Source organism: Duganella radicis (assembly GCF_009720825.1).
GTDB classification, from domain to species: domain Bacteria; phylum Pseudomonadota; class Gammaproteobacteria; order Burkholderiales; family Burkholderiaceae_D; genus Rugamonas; species Rugamonas radicis.
In genome coordinates this window covers 1-21474 of record NZ_WNKY01000057.1, presented here as the reverse complement: position 1 = coordinate 21474, position 21474 = coordinate 1, and the positions used below count along the sequence as shown (strand labels likewise).

The following is a 21474-nucleotide window of genomic DNA, read 5'->3' as shown; positions in this document are numbered from 1 at the left end:
TCCTTATGGGCGGATAGTGACAACCTGCGACAGGTCGATGTTGTTCAGGAAGCCGGTGGAGGTCGTAATGGTGAGCAATGGCGTGCCGCTCGACACATCCAGCGCCGCCACCTTGCCGGAAACCAGAAAGCCGTTTTGATTGACGTCGACAGTCCGGCCCAGCATGCCCACCGATTGCACCGAGGACTGCACGTTCAGCAACTGATCGATCTTGGCATTCAACTGGCGGCTCTGCTCCAGCGTGGCAAACTGCGCGATCTGCGCCACGAACTCCTGGTTATCGACCGGCTTGAGCGGGTCCTGGTTGTTCAGCTGGGAAGTCAGGATCTTGAGGAAGTCCTGAATACCGATATTGCTCGATTGCGACAAGGTGCCGCTGCCGACCGCCGCACTGGAACTGATAGCCATTTAAAATGCTCCGTTTTCGTTAATTTTCCACACCGGCCGCTGGCTGCTTTCCTGCCCGCTCTGCGCCGTCTCGTTCATGTAAGCGTCCGTTTCCGGGCTGGCCTTTTCAGCGCGGCCCAGGCTGACGCGCCGGCCGTTCACCGTCAGCGCCGCCAGCTGGGCGCCTGTACTGCCCAGCTCCCCGGCCAGGTTCTGCGCCAGGGCCTGGGTCTGCGACTGGGTCAGCGCCGCGTCCCGCACCCAGGCCTGGACTTCGGCGCCGTCACGGTAGATATGCAGCAGACGCTGCGCATACTCCTCGTTCGGATGTGCCTCTGGCTGCGCGCCCGGCAACGGCGGCTGCTCTTCCACCAGCTCAGCCACCGCCCCCGGCTGCGACGCCGCAGGCCGGGCGTTGGCCAGCGATAGCTTCAGCGCGGCCGCGGCCGCGGTGGCCGGCCGCGTGGCGCCGGTTGCGGCCGTCGCCGTTTCCCCTATGCCTGCGCTGCCCGTCACGGGGAGCGCGGCAGCCAGATACACCGGAGGGATCGCCGGCTGTTGCTGTTGCTGCTTCGCCTGCGCGTCCGCGAGCAAAACGCCTGGCAACAGCGCGCCGGCGGCGGTGGCGCGCGGCACCGCCTTGGTTGCCACACCGGCGCCTCCAACCTCCGCCGACTTCCCACCAGTGACGGCACGTTTCTGCTGTGATGGTTCCTGCACCGGCGCCTGCGTCCGCACTCCGTTTGGCGCCGCCGCTTGCAATGGCGTCGCCTGCGTCAGCACTCCGCTTCGAGCCGTCGGCGCAGCCCGCCGATCATCAACATCATGCTGCGCGCGACGCCCGCCGGCTTCTCCCTTGCGCTCACCAGGCAAGGCCGGCGACTCATCCGGCAATGCCGCCTCGCGCTGGGACTCGTCCTGCGGCGCCGCTTTTTTCGCCCCCTGCAACATGGCATGTTCCAGTTCATACAGCCAGCGTCCCTGGCGTGCATCCGTTTGCAGCCGCCGGCGGCCGGAACCTGTGTCCAGTGCGCCGTAGTCTTCTACATTAATCGCCATCAGTTCCCCTCACTGCCTGCAATACATTCCATTGATCGTCAACTTCCTTTAGTTCGGCGCTGGCGCGCGCCTTGCTGAACGCCTGGCGCATTTCATCGCGATGCTCACGCATTGCATCGACCGCCCTTTGCGCCGACGCCACCTTGTCGATGATGCCGTCGCGCTCTTCCAGCAGGTCGGCGATGATCCGCTCCAGGCCGCGCACCTGGCCATGCTGGTCCGACAGATAGCGCAGCCACAGTCCGTGGCGCTCCACCTGCAACATCGCGCCCGACTCAGCCTGGGCACGCAACGCTGCTGTGGCCTGCGCCATCCTGTCGACCAGCGCCGCCAGTTCCTCCTGCCGCCGGGCCAGCGTGAAATTGTGCTCGCTGAGCTCCAGCAGCACGGCATCCAGCGCCCACTGCCGTTGCGAGGCAATCGGCTCCAGCGCATAGCGGAAACGGCCAGCCGCCATCACACTCCCCCGTTCACGGCGGCACGCAACCGCTGCAAGGCCGTTGCGCGCGCCGTCGATTCCACCACCGACTGACGCAACACTTCGCGCAAGGCCGGGGCCACCGCGATAGCGCGGTCGATCGCCGCGCTACTGCCGGCGCGATACGCCCCCATCTCCACCATCTGGCGATTGCGTTCGTAGGTGGCCAGCAACTCCACCGCCGCCGACATGAGCTCCAGCTCGTCCCGGCTGGCCAGGTCGGACGCCAGCCGGCTGGCGCTCTGTAGCACGTCAATCGCCGGGAAATGGCCTTCGTGCGCCAGCGTCCGCGACAACATGATGTGGCCATCCAGCGTGGCCCGCACGATGTCGGCGATCGGCTCATTGAAATCGTCGCCCTCCACCAGCACCGTGTACAGCGCGGTGATCGCACCGCCCGAATCCGTGGTGCCGCAGCGTTCGCACAGCGCCGGGATCTCGGAAAACACCGACGGCGTATAGCCGCGCGCGGTCGGCGGCTCGCCCGCCGCCAGGCCGATCTCGCGCCGCGCCATCGCAAAGCGGGTGATCGAATCCATCATCAGCAACACCTGCTTGCCCTGGTCGCGGAAATATTCCGCCACCGCGGTCGCGGCATGGGCGGCGCGGGTCCGCACCAGCGCCGGCTGGTCCGAGGTGGCGACAATGACCACGCTGCGCTTCAATCCCTCGGCGCCCAGGCTTTTCTCCACGAACTCGCGCACCTCGCGCCCGCGCTCGCCGATCAGGGCGATCACATTCACGTCCGCCTTGACGTCGCGCGCCAGCATGCCCAGCAGGGTGCTCTTGCCAACGCCGCTGCCGGCGAAAATGCCGACGCGCTGGCCGCAGCCCAGCGGCAGCAGCGTGTCGATGGCGCGCACCCCGGTCTCCAGCAAGGTGCCGATGCGCGGCCGCGTCAGCGGATTAATCGGCGGCGCAAACAGGCTGCGCACCTCGGCCGCCGCCGGCGCCGCCTCACCATCGATGGGGACGCCGAAGGCGTCGATCACCCGTCCCAGCAAGGCGCTGCCCACCCGCATGCCCGGCGGCTGGCCGCTGGCGACGATGGGGCTGCCGGCGCCGATGCCGCGCGTGTCGCCATACGGCATCAGGATCACGCGCCCCGGCGCCACCCCCACCACCTCCGCCAGCATGGGCGGCACACCGGGCTCGGCCTGCACCTCGCAGACTTCGCCGATCGCCGCGTCCGGGCCGCTGGCCTCGATGCGCTGGCCGGAGATGCCCAGCACGCGCCCCACCCGACGGGTCAGCTCGGCGGCACGCACGGCGTCCAGATACGCTTGCATCAGATGGGCGCCTCAGATTTGCTTTGCTGCCTGCGCACGTCCGCCAGCGCCGCGCGCAGCTGGTGCAGCTGCAATTCCAGGCGCGCGTCCAGGGTGCCGCGCGGGCTGTCCACGATGCAGCCGCCCAGCTCGATCCCGGCGTCGGCCTGGAACATCAGGCGCGGATCGGCGTCGCCGGCCTCGGCGGTCATCAGTTCGGCGTCCCGCAGGTGGAGGCGCACGGTGATCCTGTCCAGCGCATGCTCGCCATCGACCAGGCCGCCGACCATGGCGGCGATGCCGTCGCGGCTCACAAGCTGCGTGCCGAGCACGCGGCAGACCGCCGCAAAAGCAATCTCGACCAGCATGTCCTGGTTTTCTTCCAGCAGGGTGCGCTTCGATTGCTGCAAGGCGCGCACCACGCCGCTCAAGCGTTCGACCTGGCCGCGCACCGCCTCCTGCGCCTCGCGTTCGCCTTGTTGCTGGCCTTGCGCCAGACCGCGCCGCTCGGCGTCCGCCTTGATGGCGGCGGCTTCTTCCGCAAGCTCGCGCTGGCCGGCCTGCAACTGCTGTTCGCGCCGCTCCAGCTCCGCCTGGCGCTGGTCCAGCTCAGCCTCCGCCGTGGTCAGCGCTTGCGCGCGCAGGCGCAGGGCCTCCGCCTGCTCGTCCAGCAAGACCGCCTGACGCTGCAAATCGCTCGGCTGAGGGGCGACCGGCGCCGGCGGTGGTGGCGGCGTGATCACCGGCGGCGCGACCGGCGCCGGCGGTGGTGGCGGCGTGATCACCGGCGGCGCGACCGGCGCAGATGGCGGTGGCGCGATCACCGGCGACGCGACCGGCGCTGATGGTGGTGACGCGATCACGGCCGCCGGCACGGCGACAACCGCGGCCGCGCCCGGACGGCGCAACTGGCGGCTCGCGCCGGACAGCGCCGCCGCTGGAATTATCGCCGCCATGCCGCCACCCGACGCAAGAAGGAAGGCAGGCGCGAGGCGCTTGCCTTGCGTCCATTCGCTTCGCCTGCCGCGGCCGCATCCTCGGCCAGCCGCGCCGCCAGCGCCTCCAGCACAAAACGCGTGCGCGCCGGAGCCTGCCTCAGCGGAACGGCGCGGATCGCTTCGCGGCGGGCCTGCGGGCACAAGGCCAGCATGCCATCGGCCCAGCGCCATTGGCGCGCGGCCAGGACCTGGGCCACCAGGCTGGCCGGTTCGGCCTCCAGCAAACGGTACATGGTGGCGGCCGACGCCGTGGCCAGATCCGGCGCCGCGGGCGCCGGCGCGATGCCCAAGTCCAGCCCGGTGCTGTCAAAACCCAGCGCATCCAGCTCGGCCAGATAGTTGCGCAACGTGTCCTGATCGGACGGCGGCAGTTGCGCGATGATCAGGCCGCGATCCTCCTCCAGCAATCCATGCAGCGCCGCCGCCGCTTGACGATGGCCGCTCATAATCCTCTCCCTGGCGGAGGCTGATCCGGCGCCGCCGCGATCCACTGTTTTACATTGCCCAGCATGGCCTCGCGCTCGGCGGCGGACAGGCGCGCGCGCGCCGGCGCGCGGCGGCTGGCCAGGCCAAACGCCGCCGCTCCCAGCACCACCAGCACGGCCAGACCCGCCAGCACCGGCACCACCTGGCCGCTGCCGGCGTGGCGCGCCGGGGAAGCAGCCGGCGCTGGCGCCACAGCCGCCTCACCGGTTGAGGCGGCGGGTGTCGCCGGCGCCGTCACGACCGCTGGATTCGCCAGCGCCTGCATGGAATACACCACGACCTCGTCACCACGCTGCCGGTTGAAGCCGGCCGCCAGCGCGACCACTTCCTTGAGGCTGGCAATCTGCTCCTCATCCAGACGCTGCTTGACCACCACCGCGATGGTCATGCGCTTTACCGTGCCGCCGCCCGATACCACCTGTTCGACGCGCCGGCCAACCTGGTAATCGAACTCGCTGGTACTGTTGCCGGGTGTGCCGTTGCCGCGCGCGCCGCCCGCCAGCGCGGTCGCGCCGGCGGCTTCGCTGGCGCTGCTGCGTTCGCGCACCACCACGCCGGTGGCGCTGGCGTTGGGGTCGGGGTTTTTCGCAGGCAGCACCTCCTCGGTGGTCACCTTGCTCTGGTCGGCGTTGAGCGTGACGTCCACACTGGCGATGGCCTGGCCGGGACCGTAGCTGCGGTCCAGCACCTGCGTAACCTTTTTGAGCAGGTACTCTTCCGTCCCGCGCTTGCTGTCCAGCAGCGCCAACGCCGACTCATCCGCCTCGCCCTGCGCCATGCGCGTCAACGCCACGCCGTGCTGGTTCAGCACCGTCACGTCGCCGCTGGCGATATCCGGCACCGAGGCGGCCACCAGGCGCTGGATGCCGGCGATCTGTTCCGGCGCCAGCGCCTTGCCGTTCTTCATGGTCAACGTCACCGATGCCTTGGGCTTGGCCTGGGTCTTCTTGAACAATCCCTGCTCCGGCAAGGCCAGGTGCACGCGCGCCGCCTGGACCTCTTCGATCGACAGGATGGTGCGCGTCAGCTCGCCCTGGATGGCGCGCAGGTAATTCACCTTTTGCACGAACTCGGTCATGCCGAAATCGGCATTGTTGAATACCTCGAAGCCGACCGCGCCGTGCAGCGGCAACTCCTTGCTCATCAGCTTGAGGCGCGTCTTGTAGACCAGGTCCTTCGGCACCAGGATGGTGGCGCCGCCATCGGTGAGCTGATACGGGGTCTTCATCTTGTCCAGTTCGGCCGTCATCGCCGCCGCGTCCGCCGGCGCCACGTCCGAGAACAAAATCTGGTCATCGGCGCGGTAGGCCCACAAGCCCAGCCCGGCCGTCAACACGACGATCAGGACCACGCCAACGATCAGGCCGACGCGCGCGCGCACCGGCATGCGGTTCCATGTTTCTGTTATTGCTGCCACGTTCTACTCCTACACTTGCATCCGCATGACTTCTTGATAGGCTTCCAGCACATGGGTCCTGACCGCCGCCAGCAGCTGGAAGGACAGCTTGGCCTCTTCCATGTGAATCATGACCTCGTGCAAATTCACCGGCGCCCCCACAGCCAGCTGCTGCGCCTCGCGGTCCGATTGCAGCAGTTGCTGGTTGACCGTGTTCAGTTCCGCGGCGAACCAGTCGCCGAATCCGGCGGCGGGCGCCGCCGGCTGTGCCTGCGCCGGCAGCAGGGCCGCGGCGGCCGCGGCCGCGCCGATCGCCTCCACCGTCATTGCTGGCCTCCGATATCCAGCGTGCGCGCGGCCATGGTCTTGGCGGCGTTCATGGCCGCCACGTTGGCCTCATAGGCGCGCAGCGCGAGGTTGAGGTTGACCATTTCCGCCGCGTGGTTCACCGCCGGATACGCCACCATGCCCTGGGCGTCGGCATAGGGATGGCCGGGCTCGTGCACCATGCGCGGCGCCACCGCCAGCGTCTCCACCGACAGCACTTGCACGCCGCCGGCCGACGCCGACAACCGGCCGAACTGCTGGCCGAAGTTCAACGGCGCCGCCTGGCTGATCACGCGTTGCGGACGGTAAGCCTGGGCTGGCCCGGCGGCCGCGTTGTTCATGTTGGCCAGGTTGGCCGCCGTCAGATCCAGGCGCAGCTTCTCCACCGCCATGCCGCTGGCGCTGATTTGAAATGCCGAGTTGTAGTCCATTAGCGTTTGCCCTCGTTGATAGCGCTACCCAGCAGCGCGAAATGCTTGTTCAGCGCCTTTAACAACACCTGGTGGTGCAGCGTGTTTTCCGACAGCGCCGCCATTTCCGTGTCCAGCCCCACCGGCTCGCCGGCCGCGCCGACCGCCTCGAACACCGGCCGGTAATCGCCCAGGCTGGCCAGCGATGGCGCCGGCCCCTGGCCGAGGCTTGGGCGCAGCGCCGCGATACGGTCCTCGAAGCTGACGCCGATACGCTGGTAGTCCGGCGTGTTGGCGTTGGCGATATTGCGCGCGATCGCCTGCTGACGCATGGCGGCCGCATCCAGCGCCAGGCTCAGCAGGCCGACCGTGCCGCTTTCGGTGATGTGTGTCATTGCTGCTCTTTCTATAAATTACTGCACGATCAGTTCGGCGTGCAGGGCGCCCGCCGCCTTCACGGCGCGCAGGATGGAAATGATGTCGCGGGTATTGGTCTTGATGCGGGTCAGCGACTGCACCAGGTCCGCCACGGTGTTGTTGCCGGCGGCGACAAAGCCGGTCTCGCCCTGCTCCTCCACGTCCACCCGGCTGTTGGCCACGCGCGCCGTGCGCACGCCGGCGCTGGTCTGGCTGACCAGCAGCGGCTGCGACACCGAGTTGTCGGTCACGATGTTGACCTTGAGGTCGCCCTGCGACACCGCGACGCGGGAAATGCGCACGTCGCCGCCCGCCACCACCGTGCCGGTGCGCTCGTTGATCACCACGCGCGCGCGGCGGTCCGGTTCCACGTTGACGTTCTCGACCGCGGTGAGGAAATCCGCCAGGCGGGCCCGGCGTTCGTCCGGCACCCGGATCTCGATGCCGGAGGCGTCGCGCGCCAGCGCCAGGTTGGCGCCCAGCGTGCTGTTGATGGCGGCCGCGACGCGGCTGGCCGTCGTATAGTCCGGATCGGCCAGCACAAAGGTCACGCGGCCATTGCTGCTGACATCGTTGGGAACGCCGACCTCGACCGTGGCGCCGCCGGGAATCGACGCCACGGTGGGATGGTTTTTCTGCACCACGTTGCCATTCAGGTCGTATTTATAGCCGCCCACCGACAGCGGCCCCTGCGCCAGCGCGTACACCTGGCCGTTGGCCGCCTTGAGCGGCGCCAGGATCAGCGTCCCGCCCACCAGGCTGCGGGCGTCGCCCAGCGAGGTCACGGTCACATCGATCGTATCGCCGGCGCGCGCGAACGGCGACAGCGAGGCGGTCACCATCACCGCCGCCGCGTTGCGGCTCTGCACGTCGTCGGCCACCACCGTCATGTCAAAGCGCGACAGCATATTGGCGATGGACTGGCGGGTGGCCTTGTTGCGGCTGGAATCCCCGGTGCCGGCCAGGCCGGTCACCAGTCCATAGCCGGTCAGCGCGTTCTCGCGCCAGCCTTCCATCTTGCCGATATCCTTGATCCGGATGGCCTCCGCCGCCGCGGCCCAGCCGCCCAGCGCCATCAGCAGGGTCAGCATCACTAATCGCTTCATCGTCACAGCCCAAACAAAGTCAGGAAACGCTGCCACCAGGCGGGGCGCTGCAGGTCGGCCAGATCGCCCTGGCCGGCATAGCTGATTTTGGCGGCGGCGATGCGGGTGGACAGCACCACGTTGGCGTCCGACACATCCTGCGGACGAATCCGGCCTTCCACGCGGATCTGCTGCTTTTCGTTATTCACCTCCAACAACTGCTCGCCGGCGATCACCAGCTCGCCCTGCGGCGTGATTTCCTTGATGGCGACCGTGATCTGCGCCAGCACCCGGCCTTCGCGCGCGGTGCGGCCGCGGCCGTCGATCTGGTTGTTGGTCTTGGCGCCGGCGTTATAACTCTTGCCGGGACCATGCAGGTCGACCCCGACGCCGGCGTCGCGCCCCGCGCTGGTGTTGGCGGTGGTGCTGGCGCTGGCGTTTTCATACACCATCACCGTGATCAGGTCGCCCACATGCCGCGGCCGCAGATCCGAGGTGAACGGCTGGTAGCTGGCCGGCTCGTACAAGCTGGCCGCCCACGCCGGCCATGCCAGCAGTGCGGCCAGGGCCAGCTTCCAAGTGTTGCGCTTCATCGATGTTTACCTTTCTTCTTCCAGTCTGACCAGGCCGGGAGCCATCACCCGCGCCATCACCCATTCCTTGCTGTTTTCCGGCCGGACCCGCACCAGCTGGCCCGCCGCCGCATCGGCCTGCGCATAGGCGCCGACCTCCACCGAAATCCCGGCCGCCGACGTCATCAGGCGCACCCGGTCGCCGCGCAGCAAGGTGCCGGCCGGGGCGACCTGCTGGAGCGAGGCCACCTGCCCGGCCGCCATCGCTTCACGCACGCGCCCGCCATCGGCCAGCGCGCCATGCGCTAGCGGCGCCTGCGGCAAATGCGCCACCTCTTCCTCGCGCTCGTCGAAATCGCCGGCGCCGATGCGGTCGCCGGCCGCCAGCGGCTGGCGCGCCACGTAGACGCTGCGATAAGCGCTGACCGCCAGCGGCACCACCACCGAGCGGTACACCGCCCCCTCGGCCAGCACGTCGACCCACACCGCCATGCGCGGACGCAGACGGCGGCCATCCACCAGCCGTGCGCGGTAAGACAGCGCGCCCGCCGGCGCCGCCATGTCAGGCAGCGCCGACGCCAGATGCGTTTCCAGCCGCACGCCATCGGCGCCCAGCTCCTGTTGCAGCTGGCGGCGCGCCGCGTCCAGCAACTGGCCGCGGTCCAACACCTGGCTGGCGCTACGGATCTTCACCGCGGCGGCGCCGCGCCAGACGATGTCCTGGCCCAGCGCCAGCGCCTGGCCGCGCAACGCTTGCTCCAGTTCCGCCCGGGTGCGCAGTTCCACCTGGCCGGCAAGCGGTGCCGCGCCCAGCACGGCGCCGGCAAATGCCTGCCGCAAGCGCGCATCCTCCGCCTGCACCAGCGCCAGATCGCCGAGCCGCACGCCGGCATGCTGGAGCAGCACTTCAGGGCGCAACTCCAGCGTGACCTGGCCGGCCAGCGCCGGCGCCGCCGTGCCCAACAGCGCCGCCAGCCAGTAATACCCGTACCGCATCGTGGTCCTGTTTATTTGCGCAGGTTGTTACTCATGCCCAGCATCTCGTCCGAAGCCTGGATCACCTTCACACTGCTCTCATAGGCGCGTTGCGCGGCCATCAGGTCCACCATTTCGTTGACCAGATTGACGTTCGACGCTTCGATAAAACCCTGCGCCAGCGTGCCGACGCCATCCTCGCCGGGCTTGCCGTACATGGCGTCGCCGGAACGGGCGGATGGCTGGTACAGATTGGCGCCCAGCGACACCAGTCCGGTGCTGTCGGTAAAGTGGCTCAACTCGATCCGTCCCGCTTCGCGCAACTCGGTTTCGTCGGTGCCCTGCACCAGCACCTGGCCGTCCGCCTTGATGCTGATGAGTTTGGCGTCCGTACCGACATGGATGGACGGCTTCAAGGCGTGGCCGTCGGCCGTGGCCAGGAAACCGTCGCGGTCGACCGATAGCGCGCCGCCGCGGCTGTAGGCGGCGGTGCCGTCCGGCATGGCGACGGCCAGGAAGCCATCGCCCTGGATGGCGATATCGAGCGGCGCGTTGGTCTTGCGCAGCTCGCCCGGCGTGAACACCTTGGCCAGCGAAAACACACCGACGCCGGCGCCATGCCACAGGCTGGGCGCGGCGGCGCCGTCGACACCGGCGCGCGCGCTTTCGCGATACACCAGATCGGCAAAAGACAGCTGCCCCTTCTTGAAGCCCGGCGTGCTGATGTTGGCCAGATTGTTGGCGATAGTGTCCACGCTCTTTTGTTGCGTCTGCATGCCGGTGGCGGCGATGTACAAGGAATCGTTCATGACTTAAAAATCTCCCAGCTTGCGTATGGTTTTTTCCAGACTGTCGTCGTAGCCCTGCATGACTTTCTGCATGGCCTCGAAATGGCGCACCGTCTCGGTCAGGCGCACCATTTCCTGCGCCGAATTGACATTGGAGTTTTCCTGGTAGCCGACGCGCAGCGACGACGGCGTCTCCGGCGTGGCCTGCACCGCGCCGCCCTGGCGATAACCGCCGCCCCCTTGCGGTTCCAGCGCTTCCGGGTTGGAAAAATGCACCAACTTGAGACGCGCGAGCACCTGATCGCCCTGGCGCACATCGCCATTGGGGTCAATCGCGTAAGGACCGCTGAGCACGATCTCGCCGCCCATGCCCATCACCGGATAGCCCTGGGCATTGACCAGCCGGCCGCGCACATCGACATGGAAGCCGCCCTGGCGGGTGTAGGCCGGGCCTTGCGGGCCGGCGACCTCGAAGAAGGCCGTGCCGTCAATCGCCATGTCCTGCGGATTGCCGGTGTAGCGCAGCGTGCCGGCGGCCGGATCGATGTTCAGCGCGGTCATCGATGGCCCACTGGCCGTGACGGACTGCGCCAAGCCGCCGTCGACCTGCCGCGCGAAGCTGGAACTGAGCAGGATCTGCTTTTTGTAACCCGGGGTGAGCAGATTGGCCATGTTCTGGCTAATCGTCTCCACCCGCCGCAAATCGTTCTGCATGCCGCTCGCCGCTACCGCTGTGATATCCATAGTTTATTGCTTGCTCGCCTCTTAGAAGGCAGGCAATTACCAAAAAAACATGGATTATACTACAAGTGCAAAACTAATTTCCATTTAGCAAATGAGTATTTTATAACTTTCTTTTCAAGCTCACGAGGAGTTCGGTGCAGCCTTCAAGTCGGCTCAAGGCTAAGACAAGCTAGGCGCTCAGCACTAGTCAAGGAGTTCACGCCAGAGCCGGGCATAGAGCCGGGCAGCCGGGAGTTCGATCGGCGCCACCGCGGACCAAGGCGCCGCCTCCGGTCCGCCTTGGCCGGTCAGCAGCCAAGCGCCGTGCACCGTGCCGCTGCTGTCATCCGACACTCTCTGTTGCGGCCGTAGCCAGAGCAGAATGCGGGCGTACAGGTGCTTTGCGTGAAGCTGTCCTCAATCAAAATCGCGCCGTACGATCCGAGACCGTTGAGGCAATGATCGGTCACCAGCGCGCAGTAGAGGCTGGCCAGCGCATGGCGTTCTCCATGCTGAGGGCATCCAGCAACCACCGCCAGATGCGCTCCACGTCGTGCTGGGGTTAGAGGGAGCCCTCAAGCACAGTATTCGGCGTGCGCCCATCCCGATCGACCAGGCTGAGTTTGACGTTGGTCTTGCCGATATCGGAAACGGCGGTAACGGAGACAGGCACCGCTCGGTTAATGACGCTGCCCAGGCGCCTGCTTGAATCCGGACAGCAGCTGTGGCAGTACGATGGTCACCAGCAGCAGCACGCCCACCAGAATGGTCATGATGATGCCGGGGATGTTCGCCAGCGCCATGGCGAAATTCACCATGCCCAGAACCGCCACCGCCAGCAGCACGCCGGCCATGCTGCCCTTGCCGCCGGCCACGCGCACGCCACCGAGGATGACCATGGTGATCACTTCCAGCTCCCAGCCCATGGCGATGTTGGGCCGGGTGCTGCCGATGCGTCCGGTCAGCAGGCAGGCCGCCAGCCCGGCCATGGCGCCGGACAGCAGGAACAAGCCCAGCCGGTAGCGCTCGACGGCGATGCCCGAGAACCGCGCCGCCTCCGGCCCGTTGCCGATGGCGATCATGCGCCGGCCCCACACGGTGGCATGCAGCAGCAGCGAGAACAGCACGGCAAATCCCAGCAGCACCGCAAACGGACGCGGAATGACATCGAAGAAATAGCCCTGACCCCAGCGCGTCAGCAATTCCGGATAGCCGGTGTAGGCCTGATCGCCCAGCACCACGCTGGCCAGGCCGCGGAACAACGACACCGTGCCGATGGTGACCACGATCGCCGGCAAGCGGAACACGGTCACCAACACGCCATTCACCATGCCACACACAAAGCCGGTACCGATGCCCACCACGAACAGCATCGCGGGCGGCAGCCCGGCCTGATTGGCCAGCCCCATCGCGACCGAGGACAGCGCCAGGATGCCGGCCACCGACAGGTCGATCTCGCGGCACAGGATCAACAAGGCCATCGGCAACGCCATCAGCGCCTTTTCGCTGAAATTAAAGGTGCTGTCCGCCAGATTGTGCGGATCGAGGAAATAGTCCAGCACGCTGCCCCCCACCGCCATCACGGCGATCAGCAGCATCAGCAGCATGGTTTCCCACTTGCCCAGTGCCGCGCGCCAGTGGAACAGCGGCCGGTCGGCGATCTGGTGTTTGACTTCGGCCGGAGCGGCCATCACTGCCTGATTCATGTTGCGACTCCTTTGTGCAACGGCAGGATTTGACGCGCGCCGTGGCGTTTGCCGCGCGCATTGATGGCCACCGCCGCCAGGATGACCGCGCCGGTCAGCGCGCTTTGCCAGAATGGCGATATCTGCATGACCGGCAAGGCATTGCCGATCAGCCCGAGGAACAGCGCGCCCAGCACGGTGCCCCACACGCTGCCCACGCCGCCGCCAATCGACACGCCGCCGATCACGCAGGCGGCAATCACGGTGAATTCAAAGCCATAGGCGACTTCGGTGTAGGCGACCGCGTAGCGCGCCACCCACAGATAGCCGGCAATGCCTGATACCAGCCCGGACAGCGTGTAGACCAGCACCAGCCGCCGCCGGATCGGCACGCCGACATAGCGTGCCGATGTCGGCTGGCTGCCGATCGCGTACAGGTCGCGGCCGGCACACAGGTGGCGGGAGAAGAACCAGAAGGCGGCGATGGCGATGGTGGCCAGCCACATCAGGTGCGTCAAGCCCAGCAGTTGTTCCAGCGGGAAGGCCAGGAAATCCGCCGGCAGCTGGTGCGCCGAGATCCAGGCGCCGCCGGACACCACGAACACCAGCCCGCGGTAGATGCTCATGGTGCCCAGCGTCACCACGATCGGCGGCAGGCCGAACATCCCCACCAGCACGCCGTTGAGCGCGCCGCAGGCCAGGCCCGTCAGCGCCGCCACCAGCACGGCAAACACCAGCGGCAATTCGGGATGCGCCGCCACCAGCATGGCCGACAGCATGCCGGACAGCGCCAGGCTGGACGCCACCGACAGGTCGATGCCGCGCGTGACGATGATCAGCATCTGCGCCAGCGCCAGCATGATCAGCAGCGACGTGTCGGTCAGCACATTGGCCAGGCTGGACGGTGAAAGAAACACCGGCGACCGCCATCCCACCAGCAGTGCCAGCACCACAATGACCAGCGCGAGCTGCGGCTCGCGGCTACTCAGGAAACGCATGTTGCCACCTCTTGTAAAGACTGTCGTTGCGGCGCCAATCCGGACGCCGCCGCCACCACCAGTTCAGCGCTGGCCTCGGCACGGGTGAAGGTGCGCTGAACGCGGCCGTGGTACATCACCATGATGCGGTCGGACAGCCCCAGCACCTCGGGCAGTTCGGACGACACCAGCACCACGGCCAGGCCCTGCCCCACCAGTTGGCTGATGAAACGGTGCACGGCCGCCTTGGAACCGATATCGATGCCCTTGGTCGGCTCATCCAGGATGATGACCTTGGGATTGGTGGCCAGCCATTTGGCCAGCACCACCTTCTGCTGGTTGCCGCCCGAGAGTTCCTGCATCGCCTGCTCGAAGTGCGCGGCCTTCAGTTCCAGCCGCTCGGCATAGCGGCGCGCCAGATCGCGCTCGGCCTGGCGCTTGCCCGCCAACAGCTTGCCAAAACCGTCCAGGCAGGCCAGCGTGGAATTTTCAAGGATGGACATTTCCAGCATGGCGCCGTGATGCTGACGGTCTTCCGGCACCAGCGCCAGGCCGTGGCGGATGGCCTCGGCGGCGCTGTGGATCACGACCTGTCGGCCATCGATGCGCACCTCGCCGGAGACATCCGGCGTCAAGCCGAACAGGCCCTGCATGGTTTCCGAGCGCCCCGCACCGACCAGGCCGTACACACCCAGCACCTCGCCACGCCGCAGCGAGAAGCTGACCTCGTCAAATTCGCTCGGATGGGACAGGCCGCGGACGTCCAGCACCGTCTCGCCCGGCGCCACCTGCGCCTTGGGATAGACTTCGGACACGCTGCGCCCCACCATCAGCGCCACCAGGCCCGCCTCGTCGATATCGGCCAGCGCACCGCTGGCGATGAACTGGCCATCGCGCAGCACCGTGTAGCTGTCGCACACCGAAAAAATCTCGTCGAACTTGTGGGTGATGAAGATCACCGCCTTGCCGGCTGCCTTCAGCTGGCCGACGATGCGGTACAGCTCATGAATCTCCTGCCGCGACAGCGCGGCGGTCGGCTCGTCCATGATGACTACGCGCGCATCCTGCGACAGCGCACGCGCGATTTCGACAAAGTGGCGCTGCGCGATGGACAAGTCCTTGACCTTGGCGCGCACCGGAATATCGACCTCCAGGCGGCGCAGCAGGGTTTGCGCGGAGCTTTCCATCGACGGCCAGTCGATGCGCCGGGTCCAGCCGCGACGCGGCTGGTGGCCGAGATAAATATTCTCGGCCACCGACAACTCGTCAAACATCACAGTTTCCTGATGCACGGCCGTGATGCCGGCGCGCGCAGCCGCCTGCGGCCCGCGCAACACCAGCGGCCGGCCATCGAGGCCAAAGCTGCCGCCGTCCGGCTGATAAATGCCGGTCAGGATTTTCACCAGCGTGGATTTGCCGGCGCCGTTTTCACCGACCAGCGCCATTACCTCGCCGGCACGCACCGCCATCGAAACGTCACGCAAGGCGATCACGCCGCCAAAACGCTTGGCAACGGAGGTCAGTTGGAGCAAGGGTTGTATTGTTTGTGTCATGATCACCCGGCCTCAAAAGATTTTGCTGCTGCTGTGCTCAGACGATGCCGCCGCCCGACGACGCGACGGCCGGACGCTCGGCCGCCACCCTGGCGCGGTAGCCGCTGGCGCGGTAGGCCGCCACCGGATCGATGGCGCCGCCACGCTCCAGACGCGCCATCGCCAGAATCGGCGACACGTCCGTCAGGTAGGCCTGCTTCAACGTGCGGGTGGCTTGCAGCGCATCGTTGCCATCCTGGTAGCCGGCCAGCGCCATGCGGTCGACCAGCAAGGCCTGAGCGTAGGCGCGCTGCACTTCCACCGCGCTGTTCATCAGGCTCTCGATCGGGTCGGTCACGTTGTGCGACTGGTCCAGCATGTACTCCGGCTTGAAGCCGGCCAGCTTGCGCTCGGCCGCATCCACCAGCTCGTTGAAGATCAGGAACAGCTGGTAAGGATTGATCGAGCCCGAGTCGAGGTCGTCGTCGCCGTACTTGCTGTCATTGAAGTGGAAGCCGGCCAGGCGGCCGAAGGCGGCCAGGCGCGCCACGATCATCTCGATGTTGACGTTGGGCGCGTGGTGGCCAAGGTCGACCAGACACTTGGCTTTCTCGCCCAGCTGGGTCGCGGCCAGGTAGCTGGAGCCCCAGTCCTGCAACACGGTCGAGTAGAACGCCGGCTCGAACATTTTGTGTTCGAGGAACATTTGCCAATCGTCCGGCAGCGCGGCGTAGATCTTGCGGTTGCTGTCCAGATAGCGGTCGAAGGCGCGCGCGAAATGCTGCTGGCCGGGGAAGTTGGAACCATCGCCCACCCACACCGTCAGGGCCTTGGCGCCCAGCGCCTTGCCGATCTCGATGCATTCGATATTGTGATCGACCGCCTGCTGACGCGTGGCGGCGTCGGCGTGCGACAGGCTGCCGAACTTGTACGAATGCTCCTGGCCCTTCTGGTCCTGGAAGGTGTTCGAATTGACGCAATCGAAGTTCAGGCCGAACGCGGCCGCGTGCTGGCGCAGCTCCTGGTAGTCGGTGGCCTTGTCCCACGGGAGGTGGGGCGACACGGTCGGAGTGATGGTCACCAGTTGGTGGATCACGCCACAGTCCTGCACCTTGTCGAACACATTGCGCGGCTCGCCCTTGCCGGCAAAGCGCGCGAAGCGGGTGCCGCCAGTGCCCACGCCCCAGCTCGGCAGCGCCACCGCGAAGGCCGAGGCCTGGGCCTTGATGTCGTCGATGGCGATGCCGCGACGGCTCAGCTGCTCACCCAGCACGGCGTAGTCGGCCTTGAGGTCGGCGGCCAGCTTGTCGTTGTCTGCCGCAATCACGGCCTGGTCAATGATCTTGCTCATCATGTCTCCTCGTTCCGGTGCGCATTAGCGGGTGAATGCCGTGGCGTTGCCGGCGTCGACGTTCAGAATGTTGCCGGTGGATTTGCCCGACAGGTGTTCCGCCGCGAAGAAATAGGCGCCTTCGGCGATATCTTCCGGCAGCACGCTGCGCTTGAGCATGGAACGCTGGCGGTAGAACTCTTCCAGGTTCTCTTCATCGATCTTGTTGGCTTGCGCGCGTTCCTTGCTCCAGTCGCCCGACCAGATGCGCGAACCGCGAATCACCGCGTCCGGGTTGACCACGTTGGAGCGGATGCCGAAGGCCGCGCCCTCCAGCGCGAAGCAGCGCGACAGATGGATTTCGGTGGCCTTGGCGGCGCAGTACGCCATGGCCTGATTGGATGCCACCAGACCATTCTTCGAAGCGATGAACACCATGGCGCCGCCCACCCTTTGCGCCTTCATGATGCGGAAGGCTTCACGGCCGACCAGGAAGTAGCCGGTGGAGAGGATGGATTGATTGCGGTTCCACAGCGCCAGCGTGGTGTCCTCGATGGCTGCCGACGAGGCGATGCCGGCGTTCGACACCAGCAGGTCCAGGCCGCCAAAGGCCAGGATGGTGGACTTGACCGAGGCGATGACCGACTCTTCCGAGGTCACGTCACAACGCGCGCCATGCACCACGTCGCGGCCGAATTTCTTTTTCAGGGCGGCGACGGTTTCTTCCAGTGCTTCCGCATCGATATCGGCCAGCGCCACGCAAGCGCCCTCTTTCAGATAACGTTCGGCGATGGCGCGGCCGATGCCGCCGGCGCCGCCGGTGACGTAAGCGATCTTGCCGGCCAGCGCTTTCGGCGCCGGCATGCGCTGCAACTTGGCTTCTTCCAGCAGCCAGTATTCGATGTCGAACGCTTCCTGCTCCGGCAGGCCGACGTATTGATCGACCGCGTTAGCTTCGCGCATGACGTTGATGGCGTTGATGTAGAACTCGCCGGCGATGCGGGCGGTAGCCTTGTCCTTGGCCAGCGTCACCATGCCGATGCGCGGCAGCAGAATCACCACCGGATTGGCGTCGCGCATGGCCGGGCTGTTGGCGCGCTTGCAGCGCTCGTAGTAAGCGGCATAATCGGCGCGGTACGCGGCCAGCGCATCGTTCAGCGCGGCGCCCAGCGCCTCGCCCTCCAGCGACCAGGTCGATTCCGGCAGCACCAGCGGACGGATCTTGGTGCGCAGGAAGTGGTCCGGGCAGGAGGTGCCCAGTGCGGCCAGCTGTTCCAGCTGCTGGCTGTTGACGAACTGGACCACGGCGTCGCTGCGGTCGACGTGAGCCAGCTTGTGGCCGCCGCTGGCCGAGGCCAGGCCGCGCAGCGCCGGCAGCAGGCGCGCCAGCACTTCGTTGGCTTCCACTTCCGCCAGGCTGCTCACTTTCTCGCCGCCGAAGGCCGCCTTGCCGGCCGACTTCTTCGCCAGCCAGGCGTTGGCGATCTCGATCACTTGCACGGTGTTCTGGTAGCAGGACTTGGCGCTGTCGCCCCAGGTGAACACGCCGTGGCCGGCCATCACCAGGCCGCGTATGCCCGGATGTTCCTTGACATAGTTTTCCAGCATCAGGCCCAGCTCGTAGCCGGGACGGCGCCATGGCACCCAGCCCATTTCGCCGCCGAAAATCTCCTTGGTGACCTGTTCGCTGTTCTCCATCGCGGCGATGGCGATCAGCGCGTCCGGGTGCATGTGGTCGGTGTGCTTGAACGGCAGGTAGGCGTGCAGCGGCGTGTCGATGCTGGCCGCGCGCGGATTCAGGTTGAAGGTGCAATGCGGCAGGTAGCCGACCATTTCATCCTCGAAGTCCGGGCCGCGATAGCGCTGCTTCAGGCCGACCAGTTTGTCGAGATAGAGACTGGAAAAACCGTCCATCTTCATCGAACCGAGGTCGCCGCCCGAACCCTTCACCAGCAGCACGGAGGTCGGCTCGCCGCTCACCGGGTCGATCAGGCTGACCTTGGCGCCGGTGTTGCCGCCACCGTAGTTGGTGATGCGCAGGTCGGAGCCCAGCAGATTCGAACGGTACAACAGCAGCGAGGCTTCATCCATGCCGGCGGTGGCGGCATCGTCCCAGGTAGGAAATGGTTTGGTGGTCATGGTCGTCTATGGATCAAGGAAAGAGAAAACCCAGTATAAAACAACACTCAATCTATTTCAATCTTTATCAATCTTATTTGTGATTACTTTTGATTGTTTTGAATAAAAAAAAGCGCCGCAAATGGCGGCGCCTTGTTCCGAAGCAGTCTGTATCTTATCTTGCCAGCAAATGCGGCCCGATGTCTTTGACCGACTTCACTCCGGTCAGAACCATATTGGTACGGATGTCTTTCTCCAGGATGGCCAGCAGCCTTTCGACGCCGGCCTGGCCCTGCACCGCCAGCGCATAGACGAACGCCCGGCCCAGCAGCACCCCGTCCGCGCCCAGCGCCAGCAAGCGGAAGATATCGGTCCCGGTGCGCGCGCCGCCATCGGCAAAGATGGTCAGCTTGTCTTTTACCGCCGCCGCGATTTGCGGCAGCGCGCGGGCCGTGGACAGCGCGCCATCCAGCTGGCGGCCGCCGTGATTGGAGACCACGATGCCATCGGCGCCGAAGGCCAGCGCATCGCGGGCGTCGTCCGCCTCCAGGATGCCCTTGATCACCATCGGCCCCTGCCACTCATCGCGTATCCATTGCAGATCCTGCCAGCCGATGGCCGGATCGAAGTTGGCGCCCAGCCAGCCAATGTAGTCTTCCAGCTCGGTGGCCTGGCCGCGATAGGCCGAGATATTGCCAAGGTCATGCGGACGGCCCAGCAGGCCGACGTCCAAGGCCCAGGAAGGATGCGCCAGCGCTTGCAGCATGCGGCGCAGTGGCCCGTTCGCGCCGCTCATGCCGCTGTGAGCGTCGCGGTAGCGGTTGCCGGGCACCGGCATGTCGACCGTGAACACCAGCGTGGTGGCGCCCAGCGCTTTCGCGCGTTGCAGCACGTCGCGCATGAAGCCGCGGTCCTTCAGCACGTACAGCTGGAACCAGATCGGCTTGTCGATGGCGGCGGCCACTTCGGCCAGCGGGCACACCGACACCGTCGACTGGATGAAGGGGATGTTGCGACCGGCGGCGGCGCGCGCCGCCTGCACCTCGCCACGGCGCGCATACATGCCGGTCAGGCCAACCGGCGCCAGCGCCATCGGCAATCCATACTGTCGGCCGAACCATTCGGCCGACAGGTCCAGCTGTTCCGAACCTTGCAGCACGCGCTGGCGCAAATTCACTTGCTGGAGGTCGTCCACATTGGCGCGCAGCGTCTGCTCCGCGCCGGCGCCGCCGTCCAGATAGTGGAACAGGAATGGCGGCAGCTTGCGGCGCGCAGCCTCTCGAAAATCAGTCGCGGAAGAAATGATCATAGGATGATTTAAACAATGATGAGACGGACGTTGGCGGCCCGGATCTTGTTGGCGATATCGTCTGGAATACCGGCGTCGGTGATCACCGTGTGCACCTCATCCAATCCACACACGATCATGCCGGACGACGAATTGAACTTGGAACTGTCCACCATGAGGATCACCTCCTCGGCGCGATCGATCAGGCGGCGCTCGGCCGCCACCAGCACCAGGTCCGGCTGCATCACGCCCTGCGGGCCGACCGAGGCGCCGCCCATGAACAGCTTGGGCGCATGGAAGCGTGGCATCGAATCCTCATTCGGCGGCGCCAGGATGATGTTCTGCTCGCGGAACAGGGTGCCGGAAGGCAGCAGAATGCGCGTGCCCACCTGCGGCAGCAGCGCGTTGACGATGTGCAGGGAATTGGTCAGCACCTGCAAATCCTTGCCGGCCAGGTGCGGGCACATCTGCAAGGTGGTGGTGCCGCCGTCGATCATCACGCCCTCGCCCGGCAGGCACAGGTCGGCGGCGGCTTTGCCGATGGCCTGCTTTTGCCGCAGATTCTGCGTGATCGATTGTGCAAACGGCGTGCCGATCAGGCCGGACCATTCCCCCGGAGACTGCGCTTGCTCCGACGCGCTCTCCGGCGCCTTGGCGCCGCCATGCACACGCACCAGCACGCCCTGCTCCTCCAGGCGGCTCAAGTCGCGCCGGATGGTGGCGGGCGAAGCGCTCAACAGGGCTTCCAACTGCTTGTAGGAGACGAACCCGCTGGGGCCGATCGCCTCCACAATCATCTTTTCACGCTCCGCTGAGTGCATGCCTGTACCTGTTGCGATGGATGTTGACAAAAAATGATTGTAGCAGCTTGCCGGTCGATAGCGAAAGTTATATGATTCAAAATGATCAGTCAAGATCGTTTTTGAACGTTTATGGAGACCTAAAGTGCCTGAGAAGCTTATCGTCGGAAACTGGAAAATGAACGGAACGCGCCTGTCCATCTCTACCCTGCTGTCGGACATTGCCGGTGCCGGACCGTTTCCCGGTTGGATTGTGTCCCACGACGTGGTGTATGAAGACTTCGCCGGAATCGGCGTTTAGGAAGGCAGCTTGAGGGCGGCCATTGTGATTCTTAAGGTAAATTTGGGTTTGCGAAGACTCAACTCAACCAGAGG

At 66.1% G+C, this 21474-nt stretch carries 24 protein-coding genes; 1 reads left to right on the top strand and 23 read right to left on the bottom strand.

What is annotated here, in order from left to right; all coding sequences use genetic code 11:
* Positions 1–3 precede the first annotated feature (3 nt).
* The 23 genes from GM676_RS28300 to GM676_RS28195 form a co-directional block, all read right to left on the bottom strand.
* On the bottom strand, positions 4–408 hold the full coding sequence (locus GM676_RS28300; RefSeq protein WP_155467646.1) for a flagellar hook assembly protein FlgD: 405 nt from the start codon (positions 406–408) through the stop codon (positions 4–6).
* Entirely contained in the window at positions 409–1446 is a 1038-nt protein-coding gene (locus tag GM676_RS28295; RefSeq protein WP_155467644.1) for a hypothetical protein, read from the bottom strand.
* On the bottom strand, positions 1436–1903 hold the full coding sequence (locus GM676_RS28290; RefSeq protein WP_155467642.1) for a hypothetical protein: 468 nt from the start codon (positions 1901–1903) through the stop codon (positions 1436–1438). Before GM676_RS28290 ends, GM676_RS28295 begins: the two co-directional genes overlap by 11 nt.
* Complete coding sequence (locus tag GM676_RS28285; protein ID WP_155467640.1) at positions 1903–3213, bottom strand: FliI/YscN family ATPase; 1311 nt, start codon at positions 3211–3213, stop codon at positions 1903–1905. Before GM676_RS28285 ends, GM676_RS28290 begins: the two co-directional genes overlap by 1 nt.
* Positions 3213–4148: a FliH/SctL family protein gene (locus tag GM676_RS28280; protein WP_155467638.1), complete on the bottom strand. Its 936-nt coding sequence runs from the start codon at positions 4146–4148 to the stop codon at positions 3213–3215. The genes GM676_RS28285 and GM676_RS28280 overlap by 1 nt, the downstream gene beginning before the upstream one ends.
* On the bottom strand, positions 4136–4636 hold the full coding sequence (locus GM676_RS28275) for a hypothetical protein (RefSeq protein ID WP_155467636.1): 501 nt from the start codon (positions 4634–4636) through the stop codon (positions 4136–4138). The genes GM676_RS28280 and GM676_RS28275 overlap by 13 nt, the downstream gene beginning before the upstream one ends.
* On the bottom strand, positions 4633–6093 hold the full coding sequence (fliF, locus tag GM676_RS28270; protein WP_371866400.1) for a flagellar basal-body MS-ring/collar protein FliF: 1461 nt from the start codon (positions 6091–6093) through the stop codon (positions 4633–4635). The genes GM676_RS28275 and fliF overlap by 4 nt, the downstream gene beginning before the upstream one ends.
* A 9-nt stretch (positions 6094–6102) precedes the next feature.
* Positions 6103–6399 carry a flagellar hook-basal body complex protein FliE gene (fliE, locus tag GM676_RS28265; protein WP_155467634.1) on the bottom strand — a complete coding sequence of 99 codons (297 nt, stop codon included), beginning with the start codon at positions 6397–6399 and terminating at the stop codon, positions 6103–6105.
* Positions 6396–6830 carry a flagellar basal body rod protein FlgC gene (gene flgC, locus GM676_RS28260; RefSeq protein ID WP_155467632.1) on the bottom strand — a complete coding sequence of 145 codons (435 nt, stop codon included), beginning with the start codon at positions 6828–6830 and terminating at the stop codon, positions 6396–6398. The genes fliE and flgC overlap by 4 nt, the downstream gene beginning before the upstream one ends.
* Positions 6830–7204, bottom strand: a complete 375-nt coding sequence (locus GM676_RS28255) for a flagellar basal body rod protein FlgB (protein ID WP_155467630.1) — start codon at positions 7202–7204, stop codon at positions 6830–6832. The genes flgC and GM676_RS28255 overlap by 1 nt, the downstream gene beginning before the upstream one ends.
* Before the next feature lie 18 nt (positions 7205–7222).
* Complete coding sequence (locus tag GM676_RS28250; protein WP_155467628.1) at positions 7223–8332, bottom strand: flagellar basal body P-ring protein FlgI; 1110 nt, start codon at positions 8330–8332, stop codon at positions 7223–7225.
* Positions 8333–8334: 2 nt separating this feature from the next.
* The gene (locus GM676_RS28245; protein ID WP_155467626.1) at positions 8335–8904 is read right to left on the bottom strand and encodes a flagellar basal body L-ring protein FlgH; all 570 of its coding nucleotides are present in this window, start codon (positions 8902–8904) and stop codon (positions 8335–8337) included.
* A gap of 6 nt (positions 8905–8910) precedes the next feature.
* A complete protein-coding gene (gene flgA, locus GM676_RS28240) occupies positions 8911–9879 on the bottom strand; it encodes a flagellar basal body P-ring formation chaperone FlgA (RefSeq protein WP_155467624.1) in 969 nt (322 codons plus the stop codon).
* 11 nt (positions 9880–9890) lie between these two features.
* A complete protein-coding gene (gene flgG, locus GM676_RS28235) occupies positions 9891–10667 on the bottom strand; it encodes a flagellar basal-body rod protein FlgG (RefSeq protein WP_155467622.1) in 777 nt (258 codons plus the stop codon).
* A gap of 3 nt (positions 10668–10670) precedes the next feature.
* Positions 10671–11390 carry a flagellar hook-basal body protein gene (locus GM676_RS28230; protein ID WP_155467620.1) on the bottom strand — a complete coding sequence of 240 codons (720 nt, stop codon included), beginning with the start codon at positions 11388–11390 and terminating at the stop codon, positions 10671–10673.
* Positions 11391–11677: 287 nt separating this feature from the next.
* On the bottom strand, positions 11678–11902 hold the full coding sequence (locus GM676_RS33025; protein WP_371866399.1) for a hypothetical protein: 225 nt from the start codon (positions 11900–11902) through the stop codon (positions 11678–11680).
* A gap of 147 nt (positions 11903–12049) precedes the next feature.
* Positions 12050–13075, bottom strand: coding sequence for an ABC transporter permease (locus GM676_RS28225; RefSeq protein WP_211923307.1), 1026 nt, complete (start codon positions 13073–13075; stop codon positions 12050–12052).
* Positions 13072–14052, bottom strand: coding sequence for an ABC transporter permease (locus GM676_RS28220; protein WP_155467618.1), 981 nt, complete (start codon positions 14050–14052; stop codon positions 13072–13074). Before GM676_RS28220 ends, GM676_RS28225 begins: the two co-directional genes overlap by 4 nt.
* The gene (locus GM676_RS28215; protein ID WP_155467616.1) at positions 14040–15584 is read right to left on the bottom strand and encodes a sugar ABC transporter ATP-binding protein; all 1545 of its coding nucleotides are present in this window, start codon (positions 15582–15584) and stop codon (positions 14040–14042) included. The genes GM676_RS28220 and GM676_RS28215 overlap by 13 nt, the downstream gene beginning before the upstream one ends.
* A gap of 37 nt (positions 15585–15621) precedes the next feature.
* Positions 15622–16914, bottom strand: coding sequence for an L-rhamnose catabolism isomerase (gene rhaI, locus GM676_RS28210; protein WP_155467614.1), 1293 nt, complete (start codon positions 16912–16914; stop codon positions 15622–15624).
* A 24-nt stretch (positions 16915–16938) separates the two neighbouring features.
* Positions 16939–19032 carry a bifunctional rhamnulose-1-phosphate aldolase/short-chain dehydrogenase gene (locus tag GM676_RS28205; RefSeq protein WP_155467612.1) on the bottom strand — a complete coding sequence of 698 codons (2094 nt, stop codon included), beginning with the start codon at positions 19030–19032 and terminating at the stop codon, positions 16939–16941.
* A 154-nt stretch (positions 19033–19186) separates the two neighbouring features.
* On the bottom strand, positions 19187–20320 hold the full coding sequence (lldD, locus tag GM676_RS28200) for an FMN-dependent L-lactate dehydrogenase LldD (RefSeq protein ID WP_155467610.1): 1134 nt from the start codon (positions 20318–20320) through the stop codon (positions 19187–19189).
* Between the two features lie 8 nt (positions 20321–20328).
* Positions 20329–21120 carry a DeoR/GlpR family DNA-binding transcription regulator gene (locus GM676_RS28195; RefSeq protein WP_155467608.1) on the bottom strand — a complete coding sequence of 264 codons (792 nt, stop codon included), beginning with the start codon at positions 21118–21120 and terminating at the stop codon, positions 20329–20331.
* A 124-nt stretch (positions 21121–21244) separates the two neighbouring features.
* Between GM676_RS28195 and GM676_RS28190 the strand changes: the two genes are divergently transcribed.
* On the top strand, positions 21245–21400 hold the full coding sequence (locus GM676_RS28190) for a hypothetical protein (RefSeq protein WP_155467606.1): 156 nt from the start codon (positions 21245–21247) through the stop codon (positions 21398–21400).
* Positions 21401–21474: the final 74 nt, after the last annotated feature.